Genomic DNA, 17,880 nt, shown 5'->3' on the forward strand with positions numbered 1-17,880 from the left:
ACAGGCACCGGCCCCGCCCGCCAGGACTTTCAAGACACCCCCTGGTCGACTGCCCGTCCGCCGAGAGCGCGCCGGTAGGCGGTCTCGTCGGCCTCCTCGAAGACGGTGAGGACGACCCGGTCGAACCGGCCGGGGTGCCGGTCGAGCCAGTCGGCCACGGCCCGCAGGGCGACAGGGGCGGCCTCGTCCTTGGGGTAGCCGAAGACGCCGGTGCTCACGGCACACAGGGCGATCGTACGGATCGACTCCACTTCGGCGGCCACGTCGAGGCAGGCCCGGTAGGACGCGGTGAGCGCCTCCGCGTCGGCCGGACGGGGCCGGCCGTCGACGACGGGGCCGACGGTGTGCAGGACGTAGCGGGACGGCAGGTGGTAACCCCGGGTGATCTTGGCTGTGCCGGTCGGCTCGGAGAGGCCCTGCAGCTCCATGATCGTGTGACAGTCGTCCCGAAGCCGCGGCCCGGCGGCGCTGTGGATCGCGTTGTCGATGCACGCGTGCAGCGGGCGGAAGCAGCCGAGCAGGGCGCTGTTGGCCGCGTTGACGACGGCGTCCGCCGCGAGGGTGGTGATGTCTCCCCGCCACAGTGCCGTACGACCGGCCGCCCGAAAGGCCGTGTGCGGGAACTCCTCGGCGATCGTGGGCAGCCGGAGAGCCGAGACGGTGGGCCGCAGCCCGCGCTCCGCCCCGAGGACGGCGTCCAACGCGTCCGCGGCCCCCTCGGGCAGCGGGCCGGGCGGGCGTACGGTCAGCAGGGCGCGCAGCACCCGGCGCGCCGTCGTCGCGTCGGCGCTGGCGAAATCCGCCAGGGAGCCGCCTCGCAGCCCCAGCTGCAGCACCGCCGGGTCGGCGCCGAGCAGCCTCAGCGCGGAGCCCACGTACTCGTCCAGCCGCTCGGCCGGGGCAGGCGCCACGGACGGCCGAAACGGTTCGTCCAGGGCGATCGCGGAGCGGTACACGGCCGGCGGCAGGGCCGAGGGCCGGGCCTCCGTCTCGGCGAAGCCGCTGTCGGAAGTCCGCGAAATCGTCATGAATGGCTCCGGGCGATGTGGCTGAGGTGGGACAGGGAAAGGGGGGCGGCGCGCGGGCCCCGCGTCAGCCCCGGGTGGCGCGAACGACGTCGGCCAGGGACTTGGCGGGGCGGCCGGTGAGACGGGGTACGGCGTCGCTGACGGCGTCCAGTTCGCCCGCCGCGATGGCCGTGTACGTGGACACCCAGGCGTCGAGCTGCCAGGGCGGGGCACCGTAGGAGGCCCGGGACGCGTACGCCTCCTCGACCGTCTCCGGCAGATAGCGCACGGTCCGTCCGAGCCGCTCGGAGAGGATGGAGGCGGCCTCGTCCAGCGTCAGGGACTCGGGCCCGGTCAGGTCGTAGACGATCCCGGAGTGGTCGGCGGGCCCGGCCAGGACGGCCACGGCGGCGTCGGCGATGTCGTCCTGGGAGACGAACGCGGCCCGCCCCTGCCCGGCGGGCCCACGGATGACACCGTCCTCGCCCACCAGCTCGGGGACGATCTCCGCGTAGAGGTTGTCGCGCAGAAACGTGTACGCCAGCCCGCTCGCCCGGATGTGCTCCTCGGTGTGGAAGTGGTCGCGCGCCAGGGTGAAGGCGGCGTCGGGCGCGGCACCGAAGAAGGACACGTACACCAGATGCTCGACGCCCGCCTCCACGGCGGCGTCCACGAAGGACCTGTGCTCGGCGACCCGGTCGACGCTCTCCGAGGCGGACACCATGAACACGGTCCTCGCACCGCCGAGGGCGCGCACGACGGCGTCGAACTCGCCGTATCCGCCGCGGGCCGCCGTGGCACCGGGCAGCGCGGGCGCCCGCTCGGGGCTGCGCGCCAGCAGTCTCTGCGCCACGCCTCGCTCGGCGAGGCGGCGGGCGACTCGCCCGCCGAGGCGTCCGGTGGCTCCGGTGACCACCAGCGTCGGTTCGGGGGATGCGGTCATGGGTGGCTTCACGTCCTGACGTGCGGGTGCAGGTGCGGGTGTACGGGGATCGGGGAGGCTCCTGGAAGGTCCATGGTCACCCGGCGAGCGCGTCCAGGAGAAGATCCGCGGCGAACGGCACGGCCAGGGCCCGGTCCCCCAGGTCGGCGGGGACATCCGGGTGCCCGGGATTGACCCGCACCAGACGCGCCCCGGGGGTGTGACGGACGACGTTCTCCATGGGCCACCGGATCACGCCGGGGGTGTTGAACCCGGCGCCGATCTCCAGGACGAGCAGCCGGCCGGAGCGGGGCGCGTCGCCGAGCCACCGCGTCAGCCGGTCCCCGGCGGGCATGAACGCGCTGTCGACGAACTCCGGCCCCACACGCACGTTCGGGAACACGTCCGCTCCGCAGTTCGGGCAGACGGGCAGGGCCGCCCGGTCGGTCACCCGCCCCGACTCCCGGTCGTAGGCGGCGAGGATCCGGTCGAGGTACGGCTTCGCGTCCCAGGTCTCCCGCACACAGGGCACGGTGCACTGCAACTGCCCGTAGTCGCCCTGGGGCGTGAAGATCCGGTCCGGATCGAAGCCGTTGCGGGCGAACAGCGCGTCGACGTTCGACGTCATCACCCAGTGGTCGCGGTCCCCGACGAGCGCGCGCAACCGCCGGTAGAGGGGGTTCGGCTGTGCCCCGAAGCGGATGTCGTCGATGTGGACGGCCCAGTAGCCCCACATCATGTCGTCCGGGAGCGGCACGCCCAGCAGATAGCGCGAGCGCAGCCCGAGCCGGTGCAGCGCCGGGAGCAGTTCCTTGAAGCGCTCGGCGTCCCCGTAGTCGTACCCGGCGGCCGCGCTCAGCCCCGCACCGGCCGCGACCAGCACCCGGTCGGCCTCGTCGAGCCAGGTACGCAGGGTGTCGACGGGCTGCACGGAAGCCCTCGGGGCATCGCTCTGGACGGTCATCTTTCGGGATCCTTTCGACCTGCTGCCCCTCAAGGCTAGGAAGGGGGATCACCGGGAAGGGGGAGGGATTGCGACTGCTGATGGTCAATATCCGACAACGCGGGCACCGGCCTCGCCCGTGTCCGTCTGGGCGACGTCGGCGCGGACCTCGCTATGATCCCGTCAGTGATGGCCAGAAAGAGACAGCCCGCAGCGCGCGGCATCCCGGAGATCGCCTTCGCCGCCCCACCCGGCACCCCGGCCGGAGTCGAGGTGCTGTCACTGGCCGACCTGCGCCGCCGCGTCTCGCCCGAGGCCCTGGCCAAGCCACAGCGGCCCGAGTTCCACCAGCTCATCACCCTCGCGTCCGGCGAACTTCGGCAGACGGTCGACTTCACCGGCCACCTCCTCCGGCCCGGGTCCTGGCTCTGGGTGCGGCCCGGGCAGGTACAGCAGTGGGGCGACGTGACCCGCGCACACGGCACGCTGATCCTGTTCCGGCAGGACTTCCTGGACCGGGCCACCGCCTCCGCCGCACGCGTGGAGGACCCGCACGCTCCCGCGCTCAGCACTCCGTCACCCGAGGAGGCCGAGGCCCTGCGGATCGCCGAGGAACACCTCACCCACGAGTTCCACTCCCTCGGGCAACTGCCCCTGGAGGCGCACACGGCCGCCCTGCGCCAACTGCTGTCCGTGCTCGTGCTGCGCCTGGCCCATGTGCGCTCACCGGCCGGAAGTCCCGTTCCCGGACCGGACGAGACCTACCTGAGATTCCGGGACGCGCTCGAACGGGACTTCACCCGGACCCGCCGGGTGGAGGACTACGCCCGCACGCTCGGCTACTCCGCCCGCACCTTGTCCAGAGCCACCCTCGCCGCGGCAGGCCTGGGCGCGAAGGAACTCGTCGACCGCCGGGTGGTGCTGGAGGCCAAACGCCTCCTCGCCCACAGCGACCGGACCGCCGCCCAGATCGCCGGCCAACTGGGCTTCGCCAACCCCACCCAGTTCAGCAAGTACTTCCACCAGCGCACCGGCCGGTCCCCGATCGACTTCCGCAGAAGCGTGCGACGCGAGACGAGTTGACCCTCACCTGACGTCAGGCTCAAGACTGAGCCTGACGAAAGGGCAGACGCATGGGGTACTCCGTGGGGCAGGTCTCGGCGTTCGCCGGGGTGACCGTACGAAGGCTCCACATGGCGACCGAGGACGGAGCGGGCCGGGCGCTGAAAGCCGTCCAGCGGTCGATCGGAGCCTGAAGACACAGCCGCCCGTTCGGGGTGCGAGCCGATGCCGGGGCGACGCGGCGGCTACTTCCGCTCGGGCTCGGTGAGTTCCCGGAGCCGGTACTCCTTGGGGGAGAACCCATGGGCGGTACGGAAGGCGCGGGTGAAGTCGGAGGCGCGGGGGATGCCCCACCGGGCGGCGATGGCGTGGATCGGCATCGCGCGCAGCGAGGAGTCCGCCAGATCGCGGCGGGCTCCCTCCAGACGCCGGGCGCGGATCCACGCCGCCACCGTCTCCTGTGTCTGCTGCTGGAAGATCCGGTGCAGATAGCTGAGGGAGATGTGGTGCGCGGCGGCGATCACGGGCGGCGTCAGCTCCGGGTCGTGCAGGTTCTGCCGGATGAACGCCTGGACGCGTTCCACCATGGCCCGGCGGCGGGTCTCCTGCGGCAGCGCGGCCTCCGCCTCCAGCGCCTGCGCGAACCAGGCCGACACCAGGTCGAGGACGACCGTACCCAGACGGGCCGCGTCGGACGGCTGGAGGGAGTCGGCCTGCCGCTCCAGACCGAGGAGGAAGTCCGCCAGCAGCGCGCCGATGCCCTCCCGCCCCGACAGGCCCCGCCCCAGCAACTCCCGGACCTGATGCGGCGGCAGAGGGAGCAGCACCTTCGGAAAGTCCACCCCCACGCCCTTGAAGGCCCGGCACTCCCGGTCGTCCGTGGGCCGGAGGTCGTACGGCCGCGAACTGTCGGCCAGATGCAGATCACGCGGACGGAACGTGTCGGTCCGCCCGGCGTGGTCGAGCGTCAGACTTCCGTCGACCAGCAGCGTCAGGTGATACAGCTCGGGATCGGACTGACGCACCATCGTCGAACTCCGTCGGTAGCGCGTCGGCAGGAACGACATCGGGCACACGGTCACCGGCCCCAGTTCCAGCAACCGGGACTCCGCCCAGAAGTCGGCGGAGTGGGCACTGATCACATCGCTCGCGCGCGTCCGGCCGATCACCTGCCGCCAGTGGTCGAACCTGTCTTCCGCAGGAACGTCCTCGCTCCGGAACACGGTCCCGATCATTCCGCCCGACCCTCCGTTTCCTCCGTCCGGTGGATGGCGCCGACATCCTCGCACGCGGAGTTTTCGGCCGGGACGGCGGAGCCCGACAGCATGTGCGCCGCCGTCGTCGTCGGCAAGCCTCTCAGTCCCTGGGGAGCAGTGATCCGAGCGGGCCGAGGTCCAGGTTCAGGTCCTCCGGCCGCAGACCGTAGCGCTCGCGCAGCTCGGTCATGCGTTCGTCGAGCAGCATCAGGGTGAGCCCGATGCGCTCCTCCTGCTCCTCGCTCAGATCGCCCCGGTCGAAGCGGCGCAGCGCCTGTCGTTCCATCAGCTGGCGCAGCAACTCGACGACGGTGAGGACGAGCTTGACCAGGTCGCGCTCGACGGTGTCGGGGTCGAGGTCGAGGCGTTCGCGGCGGGCGGTCACAGCGGGGACCTCCAGGGCGACGGCACTTGTTCGTTCACGGAGCTGATCAGCGCGTTGAGGTCGATACGGACGAGGTCCACGTCCGCGATGCGCAGCGTGATGTCCCCCGTGATGACGACCCCGCCCGCCAGCAGCCGGTCGAGCAGGTCCACGAGGGCGACCTCGCGGCGCTCCACGACGGTCATGGCTTCCTCTCCTCGCCGTCCGGTCCTGTTCCGTCCCCGTCCCCGTCCCCGTCGGAGCCGGAGCCGGAGCCGGAGTCGGAGCCGGAGTCGGAGTCGAGGAAGGAGTAGGCCGCCCAAGGCCCGGTGACCTGGACACGAGTTCCCGGTTCGCCGTGCTTCGCGCCGTCCGCGATTGCGGTGAACTCCTCGGAACGCGTACGCGGCACCAGATAGGCGGCGTTGAGGACGTTCCGCCCGGCGGCACCGGACAGTGCGGCGTTCTGCGGCGGGTGGAGGCGGGCGGCTTCGGCGTGCGCGGAGAGCGTCGTGTGCAACCGGCCGGCGAAGTGTTCGACCCGTTGCCAGGCGTCCTCATGGGCGGTCGCCCGCTGTCGCCGCCGGCGCAGATAGTCCCGGCCGGACGCCGGCCTGGTCACCGCATCACCGCTGTCCGTCGGCTCGGCCTCGGGCTCGACGTACACCTTCACACCCCACTCGACCCGCCCTTCCAGCCGCTCCAGAGCGCCACGGAAGTGGCTTGCGCGTTCCTCCAGCATCACGCGGACCCCGTTGTCGTCCCGGAACACCGTGGCGAGCCGGAGGGGCAGCGGGGTCGTGACGGTCATGAGGGCGTCGACGACCTGCTGGTGGGCACGGGCGGTCGCCGTCAGCCAGTCCAGATCCTCCAGACGGCGGCGGAGCGGCTCCTCGGCGAAGTCCCCCTCCGGCACGGTGCCGACGACGGCGGTCAGGCCGTGGTGGGTGAGCGGCGTGGGCGCGCCGCCCGCCACACCCGCCAGGTCGGAGGGCAAGGCGGAGGCCGCGCCGAGGGGCGGGCACACGGCGTAGACGTAACGCAGTTGTCCGGTCACGGGGTCTCCTCACGGACGTCCGAAGGGGCCTTCTTCCATTCCTCCAGCCGTGCCAGACGCTCACGCAACTCGGTGTTCTCCCGGGCGAGAGCGTCACGGCGGGCCCGGGTGGACAGGGCCGGGTCGTCCTCCCACCAGTCGATGCCCATCTCCTTCGCCTTGTCGACGGAGGCGACGACGAGCCGGAGCTTGACGGTGAGCAGCTCGATGTCCAGGAGGTTGATCCGGATGTCGCCCGCGATGACGACGCCCTTGTCGAGGACACGCTCCAGGATGTCGGCGAGATTGGCTCCGCCGCCCTGACCGTAGGGCTCCGGCAGCCGGCTCGGCACGGTCATCGACGGCTCCCGCCCTCGGCGTACTCCGACTCGTACTCGGGGTCCTCCTCGTACGCGTCCGGGTCGCCATCCTCGTCGTACGGGCCCTCCTCCTCGTACGCCTCGTCGTCCTCCTCGACGTCCCGCGCCTCGGGGCTCTCGTCGCTCTCCGCGTGATCCTCTTCCTCGGCGACCGCGTCCTCGTGCGAGCGGACCGTCTCGCCGTCCCGGATCTCGCCCCGCCAGCCGTCCTCCGCCTCCCCCTCGAGGGTGAGGAAGCAGACGAAGTTCCTGAGGTCGAGACGGGCACGGCGGCCCTGCGCGCGCCACAGGTTGCCGGTCTTCTCGAACAGGCCCGAGGGGTGGTACTCGATGACCAGCAGTACGCGGGTGAGGTTGTCGGCGAGCCGGTGGAAGGAGACGACACCCTTCGCCGTGCCCTTGGCTCCCTCCGACGTCCAGGAGATCCGGTCGTCCGGGATCTGCTCGGTGGTCGTCGCCCGCCAACTGCGGTGGGACCGGAACACCTTGAGCTGCCAGTCGGACCGGGTGTCGTCGGTGCGGCTCGCGCTCTCGACGCCCTGGGCGAAGGCACTGAAGTCCTGGTAGCACGTCCACTGGTCGTAGGCGGTGCGCAGGGGCACGCCGACGTCGATCCGCTCGACGATGGCGGTGGGCTTCCGGCCCGCCCCGCCGTTGCGCCCGCCCTTGCCGCCCCCGAGGTTCTTCAGGGCGCCCACCAGCGTGTCCTTCGCGTGTGCGGCTCCGAGTTCCAGCGCGGAGCGCACGGGGCCCTTGCCCTGGGCGAGTTTGCGGCCGCCGTCGAGGGCGAGCCGGGCGAATCCGGGGCTGTCGCCCTCGGCGATGTCGTTCAGCTTGACCGTGGCCTCGCCCAGCTTGCGCCCCGCGCCCACGAGCAGCCGCTGGGCCTGCACGGCGAGGTACTCCCGCACCTCCGCCCTGAGCCGGTCCGCCGCCGCGCTCCGCGCCAGGCCGGCCGGCGGATCGCCGCCGACGGCCCTGCCCGCGGCGGAGGTCGCCGATCCGAGGGTCCCGGTCATCGGCCTCCGCCCCCCTTCTGCACCCGGGCTCCGGCCCCGGTCCTCTGCGCCGCCGCCGTCTTCTTCCCGGCCGCACCGCGAGGGGCGGACTGCTTGGCGGGAGCCTTACGGGCGGTCTTCTTCGCGGGGGCCCTCGCGACGGCCTTCTTCGCCGGTGCCTTGCGGGAGGCGCCCTTCCGCCGAGGCCGGTCGCCCACGTCTTCGCCCTCGCCCTGCACGTCCTCCTCGTCCCGCCCGCCGGGCACGACGCCGACGAGGCGGTCCCGCACTTCGGCCGTACGGACGTGCAGCCGGTCGGCGAACGCGTCCAACTGCCGCTCGACCACGGCACCGGACGCGGCCCTGCCGGCGCCCCGCAGATCCTCGCGCAGCTGGTTCCCGATCTCCTTGAACCGGGGGTTGTCCCGCAGTCGGCCGGCCACCAGGTCCGTGACGGCCCGCGGGGTCAGGTGCAGCCGCCTGGCCGCCACCAGCGAACCGACCACGAGCGCCAGTCTCAGCTTCCTCGTACGTCCGAGGGCGTATCCGGCCCCCATCGCGAGGCCCAGTCCCGTTCGGTTCATCGTGCCGTCCCGTCGTCCGTTCCCGCGCTGCCGCGCGTCGCGATCTCCAGCCGGTCGAGGAGCTCGTCCTCCGCCCGGTCGAACTCCTCCTCCGTGATCTCCCCGTCCGTCAGCCGCTCCTCCAGCCGGGACAGTTCGGCCCGTACCGCGGCAGGGTCGTAGTAGATCCGTTCGGCTTCCCGGACGACCTGTCCGATCACCCACGCGCTGCCGCGCACCGGGGCGAACGGCAGCAGCAGCACCTCTCCGATCAGCCCCACCACGCGCCCCTACTCCTCGTCGGCCGTCCCGGCGGGCTCGGCCGGTCCGGGCTCGACGAAGCTGTACGGCGGCAGCGGGCCGTTGAGGCGGAGGTCGAGGTGCGGATGGGCCTTGCGGAACTCGTCCGCCGCCTCTGTGAAGCCCGCGGCCGCGTCCCGGTCCACCAAGAAAGAGACGTTGGTCAGCCAGCCGGTCGACTCCGGCCCCACGCCGACGGCCGCGGCGAGCGGCTCCAGGGCCTGCCGCACGGCGGCCGCGTCCTCGGCCTCCTGTGCCTTGACCGCGGCGGCGACCATCTCGCCGAGCTGGATCTTCTGCTCGTAACTGCCGCCGCCCGCCTGCCGGTTGGCCTCGACGAAGGCCCGCAGCTCGGGGCTGCCCGCCATCACCGTGTGCAGTACGGCGTTCTCGACATGGATGGCCTTGACGTTGTACTCGACCTTGTTGTCGAGGGCCCGCAGCCGCTCCTCGTAGTGCCCGGCGCGCTCCGCGAGCACCCCGGTGACGGAGTCGTCGTCGGGGGCGACACTGCCGAACCGCATGGGCAGCACGCAGCCGGCGGCGCCCGCCTCGGCGAGCACGTTCTGGTGGGCGAGGAGGTCCCGGCGCTTGGGCCGCAGCCCCTCGGGCGCGTCGCTGACGACCGCCGCCAGGCCCTGCTCCTTGAGCACACGCACGGTCACCGGCGGGTCGCCCACGCCGGCCATGCCCTCGGGGAGAGCCGGGTGCGAGCTCGCGCTGATCCCGTAGACGTACGTGCTCACTCCTGCTCCTCCTTCCGGCGTGACGCGGTGCTCTTGCGGGCGCGCGGCCCGGGCTCGGCGTCGGCCTCCCCACGGGCCTGCTTGAAGGCGTCGGAGATGGTCTCGGCCGCTCCGGACAGCGCGCCCTTGGACTTGCCGCGCGCACCGGACTCGGTGATCTCACCGACGAGGTCGGGCAGGCCGGGGCTCTTGCGCGGGCCGGCCTCCAGGTCGAGGCGGTTGCACGCCTCGGCGAACCGCAGATAGGTGTCGACGCTGGCCACGACCACGCGTACGTCGATCTTGAGGATCTCGATGCCGACCAGGGAGACCCGTACGAACGCGTCGATGACGAGGCCCCTGTCCAGGATCAGTTCCAGCACGTCGTAGAGGCCGCTGCTGCCGCCTCCACCGCCGGTCTGTTGTGCCGGTACGACGGTCATGTGGGCCGTGCCTCCTTGTCTCGGGAACGGTGGGTCCGGAACGTGCGGGTGCTCGGGGGAGTGCCGGGAACGGCGCTAACGCCCGCCGCGCGGGTGCGGGTCGGCCCGCCCCCGTTCGTAGCGGCGGAGACGCCGGTAGCCGGTGAGCTGTCCCCTCGGATCCAGGTCGACCCGGTAACTCGCCATCAGGCTCATCGTGTCGGGAACCCGCGCGAGTTCGAGGACCTCGACCTCCAAGGACCACCCGTCCTCCGTCTGCTCGAAGGACGAGACGGTCTCGGCGGTCATGCCGGTCAACTCGGCGAGTTGGGCCCGCGCCTGACGCAGTACCTCCATCGGGTTCGGCCGCTCGTCGTCCGTCATACCGCCGTCCTGGCTCGTCGAGATCTGTCGCGTTCCATACGTTCCGGGGGTTACGTGAAGTCCGTGTCCACGATGTGTTGTTCGTGTCCCCCGAGTGGCCCGGAGCCTCGTGGCCAAACCTTCACGGGCCCGGGCTTCGGGGGCTACGACGACGTACGGCCCGTGTGAGCCTCCGTCAGCAAGGGTTCTCGGACAGGTGTCACGTCCGGTGGTGCGGGCTCTCGGGGTCGACGGTGTCCGGGCGCGGTGCCGGGGTGCCGGGCGCGGTGGGTGGCATCGGCGGATGGGGATACGGCGTGCCGAGACCGTCGGCCGGCCCGGACGGTGTCTTCCCTCCGACGCCTTGGCCCCGCTCCGAGGCGGGCGGCCCGGCCCCTCGTTCGGGCGTGGGCCGGGACGGCGCGTGCGGGCGGGCGGCGCCGCGCAGTACGTACGCCACGACGCCGAGGACCGCCGCGGTGATCAGCGCGGCGGCCCAGCCGGGCAGCCCGATGTCGAGGGCCAGCCCCAGGGCGAACGCGACGGAGGCGCCCGCGTAGAGAGCCACGGCGCCGGACGCCGCGTACAGCGTGGCCTTCCGGCGCTGCTTGCGGGTCTGCTCGCGCAACTCGTCGCGGATCGTCTCGCGCGCCACCTGTGCCAGTTCGTCGACCAGGTGCTTGTCCAGATGCTCCAGGTGATCCATGCGCTTCATGCCCGCCGGGTACCCGTGGTCACCCGCCCGTAACGTCCACCCCCACCGGCCAACAAGCTCTGCCCCGCACGGGCATGGCCCGAATCGGCGACGCCCTGACGAGGCGTGGGCGAGGGCGGTTCGCACGAGTCACCGGAGTGATTCCACCGCTACGGCGGAAGGCTGACTACTGCGGGAAACGCCCCGCCCCGAGAGGAGCGGAGGGGTGTTCGGACCGTGGAGCTGAGCCGTGTGGAGTTCAGGGTGCTGGGACGCGTCGAGGCCGTCGGCGCCGGCGGGACGCTGACGCTCGGCGGACCCAAGCCACGCACGCTCCTCGCGGCCCTCCTGCTGAACGCGAACACCGCGATCCCCGCCGACCGGCTCTGCGACGTGCTGTGGACCGGAAGCCCACCGGCCTCCGCGCAGGCGAACCTGCGCAGTTACGCCGCCGGCCTGCGCCGTTCGCTCAACACGGCCTCGGACGGCGACCGACTCAGCCACGGCCACCAGGGATACCGTCTCCGGCTCCAGCCGGACGAACTGGACCTGCGGCTCTTCGACGACCTGACGACACGCGGCCGGGCCGCCCTGGCCGCAGGAGATCACCGCTCGGCGGCCGACCGGCTGCGCGCCGCCCTGGACCTGTGGCGCGGCGCCGCCTTCGACGGACTGGCACATCACTCCGCCCTGCACATGGAGGCGTTGCGGCTGGAGGAGTCCCGGCTCGCCGTCTTCGAGGATCACGCCGCGGCCCGCCTCGCGCTGGGCGAGTACGAGGAACTCGTCCCGGAGCTACGGGCCCAGACCGCGGCACACCCGCTGCGCGAGCGATTATGGGCACTGCTGATCACCGCCCAGTACCACTGCGGACGTCCGGGCGACGCGCTCCGCTCCTACGCCCGGGCCCGCCGGACGCTCCGCGACGAGCTCGGACTCGACCCCGGCGCCGAACTGCGACGGCTGCACCAGGCCGTACTCGCCCGTGACCTGCCGCCGGCCGCCGGATCACCACCGGCGGCCCCTGCCGAACCCCTCCGACCGCCCCCGCCCGCCGCGCACACGGGCGGCAGGCCAGGACCGGCGTCAGGCTGGCCGATCTGCCAACTTCCCACGCTCATACCGGACTTCGTCGGCCGCGAGAAGCTGCTCGAGCGCGCGGCAGAACTGCTCGCCACGCCGAACGGCGAAAGGCCGCCGCCGTTGGTGCCGGTCCTGGTCCTGACCGGTCTGCCCGGTGTGGGCAAGACGGCCGCGGTCACCCACCTCGCCCACCGGCTCCGCGGCACCTTCCCCGACGGCCAGCTCTACGTCCAGCTCGACGGCGCTCGCGGGCCGTACCGCACGTCGGCCACCGTCCTGGCCGATCTGCTGCTCGGTATCGGGGTGCCGGGTTCGGCGATCCCCAGGACCGAGTCCCAGCGGGCCGCCCTGTTCCGTTCGAGGCTCGCCGGCCGCCGGGTGCTGGTCGTCCTGGACGACGCACCGGACACCTCCCAGATCCAGTACCTGCTGCCCGGGAGCGCCGGCTGTGCCGTCCTGGTCACCAGCCGGGCGCGGCTGACCGCCATCCCCGGCGCGCACCTGCTCGACGTGGAGCCGCTGGACGACACCGACGGGCGTACCCTGCTCGACCGGATCGCGGGAACGCGGCGCTTCGCCGTCGAGCCGGAGGCGACGGGACGTCTCCTCGACGGATGCGCGGGCCTTCCCCTGGCCCTCAGGGTGGCGGGCGCCCGGCTGGCCGGAAATCCGCACCGCCCCGTGCGCTGGCTGGCCGAACGGCTGGCCGACGAGCAACGCCGGCTGGGCGAGCTGCGCGCCGGTGACCTCGCCATGCGTGCCTGTGTCGCCACCGCGTACCGCGGGCTGGACCCGGACACCGCCCGGGCGTTCCGCGCCCTCGGCCTGCTCCCCACGGGCGAGTTCCCGTCCTGGGTACCCTCGGTGATCATGTCCGGCCCGGCCGGGGACGAGGAAACGGACGACCGGGTCGACGACATCCTCGACACGCTGATCCACGCCAACCTCATCCGGGTCCACCAGATCGGCCCGGACGGTCGGCCCCGCTACCGCGTCCACGACCTGCTGCGTGCCTACGCCGCGGAACGTGCCGCCGAGGAGGAGTCCCCGGCACGGCAGCGGGAGATCGTCGCACGGGTCCTGGACGGCTGGCTGCGGCGGGTGGTCACGGTGGGGGAGGAGCTGCGGCGAACGGGCGCGGACACCGCCACCGCGTGGCTCGAGTTCGAACGGACGGGTCTGGCCGCCACCGTGGAGTTCGCCGCGCGCGCCGGTCACGGTGAACAGGCGAGCGAACTCGCCGCCGCCCTGGACGACATATGTCATCAGCGGAACTGGTGGGACGACTGGGAGCGCATGGCGCGGGCCGTGCTGGCCCGGGCGTCGGCCGACGGTGACCGCAGACGTGTCGCGATGGCCGAGGGCTCGCTCGCCCGGGCCGCCGTGGGGCGCGGCCGGGCGGACGAGGCGGTGCGCTGGTTCGCCTCCGCCATCAAGCAGTTGGACGAGCTGGGGGAACGGCGCCGGGCCGCCTACCTGCGCGTCCACTGCAGTTTCGCGGTCGCGGACCGGGGGATGGCACAGCATGCCCACGCCGACGCGTCCGCGGCCGTCGCCGCCCTGAGCACGCTGGGCGACCCGCACGGCAAGGTACTGGCCCTGCGCAGCCTGGGCGCGGTGCTGCTCTGCCTGCACCGGGAGGCCGAGGCCGTGCCCGTGCTGGAGAGCGCCCTGGAGACGGCCGAACGACTGGGGCATCCGCTGGCGCTGGCCGATGTCCTGCAGGCCCTGGCCGTGTCCGAGATCTCCCTGGGCCGCTACCGGACGGCCGCCCGCCACCTGGACCGGGCGCTCGTCCACTACCGCCGGGTCCGGCACCGTCCCGGCGAGGCGTACGCGCTGTACACGATCGGGCGGCTGCGGGTGGCCAGGGAACCGGGACGGGCCGCCGAGGCACTCCGCCCGCTCGCCGAGGCCGCGGAGGTGTTCGCCGAACTCGGTGAGCGACGCGGCGAGGCACTGACCGCGTTCATGCAGGCCCGCACGTACGCCGCCCTGGGCCAGCGGGAGCGGGCGGAGGCCTGTTTCGGGGTGGCACTGGCCGGGTTCGGCGCACTGCGCATGCCCGACTGGGAGAAGAGCGCCCGCAAGGAACTCTGCGCTCTCGACGGCTGACCCCACCGAGGCGGTCGCGGCACTCGGGCTCACTGAGACTGTCGTCTCCTGTTGCGTCCTACGAAACCAGTTCGGCCTTGTGCGTTTTGTGTGCGCCGTGGGGCGAGGGTGGTTGAAGTCCCCACTATCAGGAGGTGCGGTGTTCGAACTCGCCACCCTCGATACCGAACTGGCCGCCATCGAAGTGATCCGCGAGGTGCTCGTACACCAGCGGAGGCTGCGCGGCAGCGGTTGCACCGGCAGGGTCTGCCTGAGGTGCCTGCGTCACCACCGGAACGCGATCGCCGAGGCCATGACACAGGGCCGGACCATCGAGTTCCTGCTCCCGGCGTTTCCCACCAAGTCCCCCAACCCAGCCAAGGTCCTGGGCCCGCTCCCCGACCTGGCCGAGGAACTCGCGCTCAGGTTCCTCGAATCGCTCTGCGAACGCATCGCCGAGGTCTACCCGCCCGGCGCCCGCGTCCTCATCTGCTCCGACGGACGGGTCTTCAACGACCTCATCGGGGTCAGCGACGAGAACGTGACCCGGTACGCCCGCGAGATCAACCGGATGATCGACCGGATCGGCGCCACCCGTCTCGGCCAGTTCACGCTGGACGACGTCTATCCGGGCGCAGACCACGCACAACTGCGGGCCAGACTCACGGCCGGCCGCGGCCCGAGCACCGACGAACTGCGCGCCGAGGTGCGCCGGGGCGGGGATCTGGTCCACATGTACCGGGGCATCACCCGCTTCATGCTGGAGGACCTGTCGGTCCCCGGATACACGGGAAGCCGTGCCGCCCTGCAGCGCCACTGCCGTGAACTCGCCTACGGGGTCATCGCCCGCAGCCGTGCCTGGGACGAGCTGCTCGCCGAGCTGTTCCCGGACACGGTCCGGCTGTCCATCCACCCGCAGCCGTGCAGCACACGGAAGATCGGGCTGCTGCTGGCGGAGACCCCCGATGCCTGGCTCACGCCTTGGCACAGCGTCGCCGTCGACACGGGCGACGGACGTTTCACCCTCATGAAACGCGCCGACGCCGAGGCGGCCGGGGCCCGGCTGGTGACGGCACACGGACGCCCGAGCCACTTCGCGCTGCCCGGAGCCCCCGCCACCGTGCCCACGCAGGCCACTGCCCCCACGCAGGCCACTGCCCCCACGCAGGCCACTGCCCCCGCACTGGCCCACGCCCCCACGCTCGCCCCCACCACAGGAGCCGCCCGCCATGACCGTTGACCACGCCCCGCTCGGCGACCGGCGCCTGAGCATCACCCCCCTCGAACCGTTCGGAATCGCCGTCCACGCCGTCGACCCCGGTCGCGCCCTGACCGATCTCCCCGTCGAGCCGCTGCGCGCCCTCGTCCGTGAGCACCGCCTGCTCCTGCTCCGCGACTTCGCCGGGTTCGCCGAGCCCGCCGAACTCTCCGCGTACGGCGAGCGTTGGGGGCAGCTCAGCGTGTGGCCGTTCGGCACCGTCCTGGAACTGGTTCAGCAGCCCGACCCGGCCGACCACATCTTCGATCACAGCCACATGCCCATGCACTGGGACGGCATGTACCGCGACCACATACCCGAGTTCCAGATCTTCCAGTGCGTCCACGCGCCCGGCGAGGGCAACGGCGGCGAGACCACCTTCGCCGACACCACCGCCGTACTCACCGACACCGACGAGGCCACCCGCGCCCTGTGGTCCAGGGCCACCGGCACCTACCACCGGAAGATGGAGTACTACGACGGCACGTGCGTCTCCCCGGTGGTGACGGCCCACCCGGTCCACGGCACTCCGGTCATCCGCTACAACGAGCCCACCGTCGAGGCCGGCGAGACCTTCGTGAACCACCCCGACCTGGAGTTCTCCGGTCTCGCCGACGACTCCGAAGTCGCCGAACTGCACGCCGGCCTGCGTGCCGCCCTGTACGACCCGTCCCACCTCTACGCACACGCCTGGCGGACCGGCGACGTGGTGGTGACGGACAACTACACCCTGCTGCACGGCCGCAACGCCTTCACCAGCGGCGCACCCCGGCACCTGCGCCGTGTCCAGGTCCTCGCCGATCCGCCGCTGGCCAACCCGGGGCTGATCCGATGACGACGACCGAACCGCGGCAGCGGACGACCACCCGAACCGCGACCACCGACACCCTGATGACGGGGGCCGAGTACCTGGACAGCCTGCGCGACGGCCGCGCCGTCTTCGTGGACGGCGAACGGGTGAAGGACGTGACCGCGCACCCCGCCTTCCGCAACTCGGCCCGCTCGATCGCCCGCCTCTACGACGGCCTCCACGACCCCGCCACCGCCGACGTCCTCACCGGCGTCGACCCGGCCACCGGCATCCGCACCCACCGCTTCTTCAAGCCCAGCCGCTCCTCCGCGGACCTCGTCGGGGCGGGGGAGGCCATCGCCACGTGGGCGCGGACGAGCTACGGCTTCCTCGGCCGCACCCCCGAGTACAAGGCCGCCTTCATGGCCGGACTCGGCGTCAACGCCGACTACTACGGCCCGTTCGCCGGCAACGCCACCGCCTGGTACCGCAGGTTCGCGAGCAAGGCGCTCCACCTCAACCACGTCATCATCAACCCGCCCATCGACCGCAAACGCGCCATCCACGACATGGGCGACGTCTTCGTGCACGCCGTGCGCGAGACGGACGCCGGGGTGGTGGTCAGCGGGGCGAAGATGCTCGCCACCGGGTCCGCGCTGACCAACGCCGGCTTCGTCGCCCCGGTCGGCTCGGCCCAACTGGAGAAGGGCAAGGCGGACCCGTTCGCGCTGGTCTTCTTCGTCCGCATGGACAACCCCGGCGTACGGCTGATCTGCCGCACCCCCTACGAACGGCGGGCCGAGAGCCCCTTCGACTTCCCGCTGAGCAGCAGGTTCGACGAGAACGACAGCGTGCTGCTGCTCGACGAGGCCCTGATCCCCTGGGAGGACGTCCTCGTCCACCGCGACACCGAGCGCGCCACCGGCTTCTACGCCGGCTCCGGCTTCCCCAACCTCTACAACTTCCAGTCCGGCATCCGCCTGGGCGTGAAGCTGGAGCTGATGGCCGGGCTGCTCTCCCGCGCCACCAGGGCCAACGGCACCGACGCGTTCCGCGGCGTCCAGGCCGGCCTCGGTGAACTCCTCACCCTGCGCCATCTGGTCGGAGCGCTCACCTCCGCCATGGCCCACGATCCCGAACCGGGCCCCGGCGGCACGGTCCTGCCACGCCTGGAGCACGCCTCGGCGATGCGGATGGCCAACGCCCACATCTGGAACCGGGTGCACGAACTCTTCGAGACCCTGCTCGGCGGCGCCCCCTTGGTCGTGCCCTCCAGCGTCCGGGATCTCGCCAACCCCGAGCTGCGGCCGCTCATCGACCGCTACTACCGGGGCGCCGACACCTCGGCGCTGGAGCGGATCAAGCTCTTCAAGCTGGTCTGGGACGCCATCGGCACCGAGTTCGGCGCCCGCCACGAACTCTACGAGCGCAACTACTCCGGCAACGGCGAGCAGATCCGGTTGGACGCCCTGCGCTGGGCCACCCGCCGCGGCGGCCTCGCCGACCACGAGGCGCTGGTCCAGGAGTGCCTGGACGACTACGACACCGACGGCTGGCGCCGGGGCCCCTGGCTCGGCCCCGACCAGGCCTGAGACAGGACTGCCACCGCACTGAGAAAGG

The 17,880-nt window shown here is 72.2% G+C and carries 21 protein-coding genes; 6 read left to right on the forward strand and 15 right to left on the reverse strand.

Features of this window, described 5'->3' with window-relative positions:
• Window positions 1-29 precede the first annotated feature (29 nt).
• From SGFS_RS50590 to SGFS_RS50600, 3 genes are all read right to left on the reverse strand, one after another.
• Complete coding sequence (locus SGFS_RS50590; protein WP_286259611.1) at window positions 30-1,028, reverse strand: protein-ADP-ribose hydrolase; 999 nt, start codon at window positions 1,026-1,028, stop codon at window positions 30-32.
• 64 nt (window positions 1,029-1,092) lie between these two features.
• Window positions 1,093-1,950, reverse strand: a complete 858-nt coding sequence (locus tag SGFS_RS50595; protein WP_286259612.1) for an SDR family oxidoreductase — start codon at window positions 1,948-1,950, stop codon at window positions 1,093-1,095.
• A 76-nt stretch (window positions 1,951-2,026) separates the two neighbouring features.
• Window positions 2,027-2,893 carry an SIR2 family NAD-dependent protein deacylase gene (locus SGFS_RS50600; RefSeq protein WP_286259613.1) on the reverse strand — a complete coding sequence of 289 codons (867 nt, stop codon included), beginning with the start codon at window positions 2,891-2,893 and terminating at the stop codon, window positions 2,027-2,029.
• Window positions 2,894-3,061: 168 nt separating this feature from the next.
• Between SGFS_RS50600 and SGFS_RS50605 the strand changes: the two genes are divergently transcribed.
• Window positions 3,062-3,955 (forward strand): helix-turn-helix domain-containing protein, encoded by an 894-nt coding sequence (locus SGFS_RS50605; protein ID WP_286259614.1) that lies wholly within the window; start codon window positions 3,062-3,064, stop codon window positions 3,953-3,955.
• Between the two features lie 50 nt (window positions 3,956-4,005).
• Window positions 4,006-4,128 carry a hypothetical protein gene (locus SGFS_RS50610; protein WP_286259615.1) on the forward strand — a complete coding sequence of 41 codons (123 nt, stop codon included), beginning with the start codon at window positions 4,006-4,008 and terminating at the stop codon, window positions 4,126-4,128.
• A 51-nt stretch (window positions 4,129-4,179) separates the two neighbouring features.
• Here the strand turns inward: SGFS_RS50610 and SGFS_RS50615 are convergent, their stop codons facing one another.
• The 12 genes from SGFS_RS50615 to SGFS_RS50670 all read right to left on the reverse strand — a co-directional run bounded on the left by SGFS_RS50615 (window position 4,180) and on the right by SGFS_RS50670 (window position 11,056).
• Window positions 4,180-5,169, reverse strand: a complete 990-nt coding sequence (locus SGFS_RS50615; protein WP_286259616.1) for an AraC family transcriptional regulator — start codon at window positions 5,167-5,169, stop codon at window positions 4,180-4,182.
• Window positions 5,170-5,290: 121 nt separating this feature from the next.
• Window positions 5,291-5,575, reverse strand: coding sequence for a gas vesicle protein K (locus SGFS_RS50620; protein ID WP_286259617.1), 285 nt, complete (start codon window positions 5,573-5,575; stop codon window positions 5,291-5,293).
• Window positions 5,572-5,760, reverse strand: coding sequence for a gas vesicle protein (locus SGFS_RS50625; RefSeq protein ID WP_286259619.1), 189 nt, complete (start codon window positions 5,758-5,760; stop codon window positions 5,572-5,574). The genes SGFS_RS50620 and SGFS_RS50625 overlap by 4 nt, the downstream gene beginning before the upstream one ends.
• Window positions 5,757-6,611 carry a GvpL/GvpF family gas vesicle protein gene (locus SGFS_RS50630; RefSeq protein ID WP_286259620.1) on the reverse strand — a complete coding sequence of 285 codons (855 nt, stop codon included), beginning with the start codon at window positions 6,609-6,611 and terminating at the stop codon, window positions 5,757-5,759. The genes SGFS_RS50625 and SGFS_RS50630 overlap by 4 nt, the downstream gene beginning before the upstream one ends.
• On the reverse strand, window positions 6,608-6,949 hold the full coding sequence (locus SGFS_RS50635; protein WP_286259621.1) for a gas vesicle protein: 342 nt from the start codon (window positions 6,947-6,949) through the stop codon (window positions 6,608-6,610). The genes SGFS_RS50630 and SGFS_RS50635 overlap by 4 nt, the downstream gene beginning before the upstream one ends.
• Window positions 6,946-7,989 (reverse strand): SRPBCC family protein, encoded by a 1,044-nt coding sequence (locus SGFS_RS50640; protein WP_286259622.1) that lies wholly within the window; start codon window positions 7,987-7,989, stop codon window positions 6,946-6,948. Before SGFS_RS50640 ends, SGFS_RS50635 begins: the two co-directional genes overlap by 4 nt.
• Entirely contained in the window at window positions 7,986-8,552 is a 567-nt protein-coding gene (locus SGFS_RS50645; protein ID WP_286259623.1) for a DNA primase, read from the reverse strand. The genes SGFS_RS50640 and SGFS_RS50645 overlap by 4 nt, the downstream gene beginning before the upstream one ends.
• Window positions 8,549-8,812 carry a gas vesicle protein GvpG gene (locus tag SGFS_RS50650; protein WP_286260437.1) on the reverse strand — a complete coding sequence of 88 codons (264 nt, stop codon included), beginning with the start codon at window positions 8,810-8,812 and terminating at the stop codon, window positions 8,549-8,551. Before SGFS_RS50650 ends, SGFS_RS50645 begins: the two co-directional genes overlap by 4 nt.
• 9 nt (window positions 8,813-8,821) lie before the next feature.
• Window positions 8,822-9,577 carry a GvpL/GvpF family gas vesicle protein gene (locus SGFS_RS50655; protein WP_286259624.1) on the reverse strand — a complete coding sequence of 252 codons (756 nt, stop codon included), beginning with the start codon at window positions 9,575-9,577 and terminating at the stop codon, window positions 8,822-8,824.
• Window positions 9,574-9,999: a gas vesicle structural protein GvpA gene (locus SGFS_RS50660; protein WP_286259625.1), complete on the reverse strand. Its 426-nt coding sequence runs from the start codon at window positions 9,997-9,999 to the stop codon at window positions 9,574-9,576. Before SGFS_RS50660 ends, SGFS_RS50655 begins: the two co-directional genes overlap by 4 nt.
• 75 nt (window positions 10,000-10,074) lie before the next feature.
• On the reverse strand, window positions 10,075-10,362 hold the full coding sequence (locus SGFS_RS50665) for a gas vesicle protein GvpO (RefSeq protein WP_286259626.1): 288 nt from the start codon (window positions 10,360-10,362) through the stop codon (window positions 10,075-10,077).
• 199 nt (window positions 10,363-10,561) lie between these two features.
• The gene (locus SGFS_RS50670) at window positions 10,562-11,056 is read right to left on the reverse strand and encodes a phage holin family protein (protein ID WP_286259627.1); all 495 of its coding nucleotides are present in this window, start codon (window positions 11,054-11,056) and stop codon (window positions 10,562-10,564) included.
• 216 nt (window positions 11,057-11,272) lie between these two features.
• Between SGFS_RS50670 and SGFS_RS50675 the strand changes: the two genes are divergently transcribed.
• The 4 genes from SGFS_RS50675 to SGFS_RS50690 all read left to right on the forward strand — a co-directional run bounded on the left by SGFS_RS50675 (window position 11,273) and on the right by SGFS_RS50690 (window position 17,852).
• On the forward strand, window positions 11,273-14,233 hold the full coding sequence (locus SGFS_RS50675) for an AfsR/SARP family transcriptional regulator (protein ID WP_286259628.1): 2,961 nt from the start codon (window positions 11,273-11,275) through the stop codon (window positions 14,231-14,233).
• 139 nt (window positions 14,234-14,372) lie between these two features.
• Window positions 14,373-15,452: an isocyanide synthase family protein gene (locus SGFS_RS50680; protein WP_286259630.1), complete on the forward strand. Its 1,080-nt coding sequence runs from the start codon at window positions 14,373-14,375 to the stop codon at window positions 15,450-15,452.
• Window positions 15,442-16,305 carry a TauD/TfdA dioxygenase family protein gene (locus SGFS_RS50685; protein ID WP_286259631.1) on the forward strand — a complete coding sequence of 288 codons (864 nt, stop codon included), beginning with the start codon at window positions 15,442-15,444 and terminating at the stop codon, window positions 16,303-16,305. Before SGFS_RS50680 ends, SGFS_RS50685 begins: the two co-directional genes overlap by 11 nt.
• Window positions 16,302-17,852, forward strand: coding sequence for a 4-hydroxyphenylacetate 3-hydroxylase family protein (locus SGFS_RS50690; RefSeq protein WP_286259633.1), 1,551 nt, complete (start codon window positions 16,302-16,304; stop codon window positions 17,850-17,852). The genes SGFS_RS50685 and SGFS_RS50690 overlap by 4 nt, the downstream gene beginning before the upstream one ends.
• Window positions 17,853-17,880 lie beyond the last annotated feature (28 nt).

The organism is Streptomyces graminofaciens, assembly GCF_030294945.1.
In the GTDB taxonomy this organism is placed as follows: domain Bacteria; phylum Actinomycetota; class Actinomycetes; order Streptomycetales; family Streptomycetaceae; genus Streptomyces; species Streptomyces graminofaciens.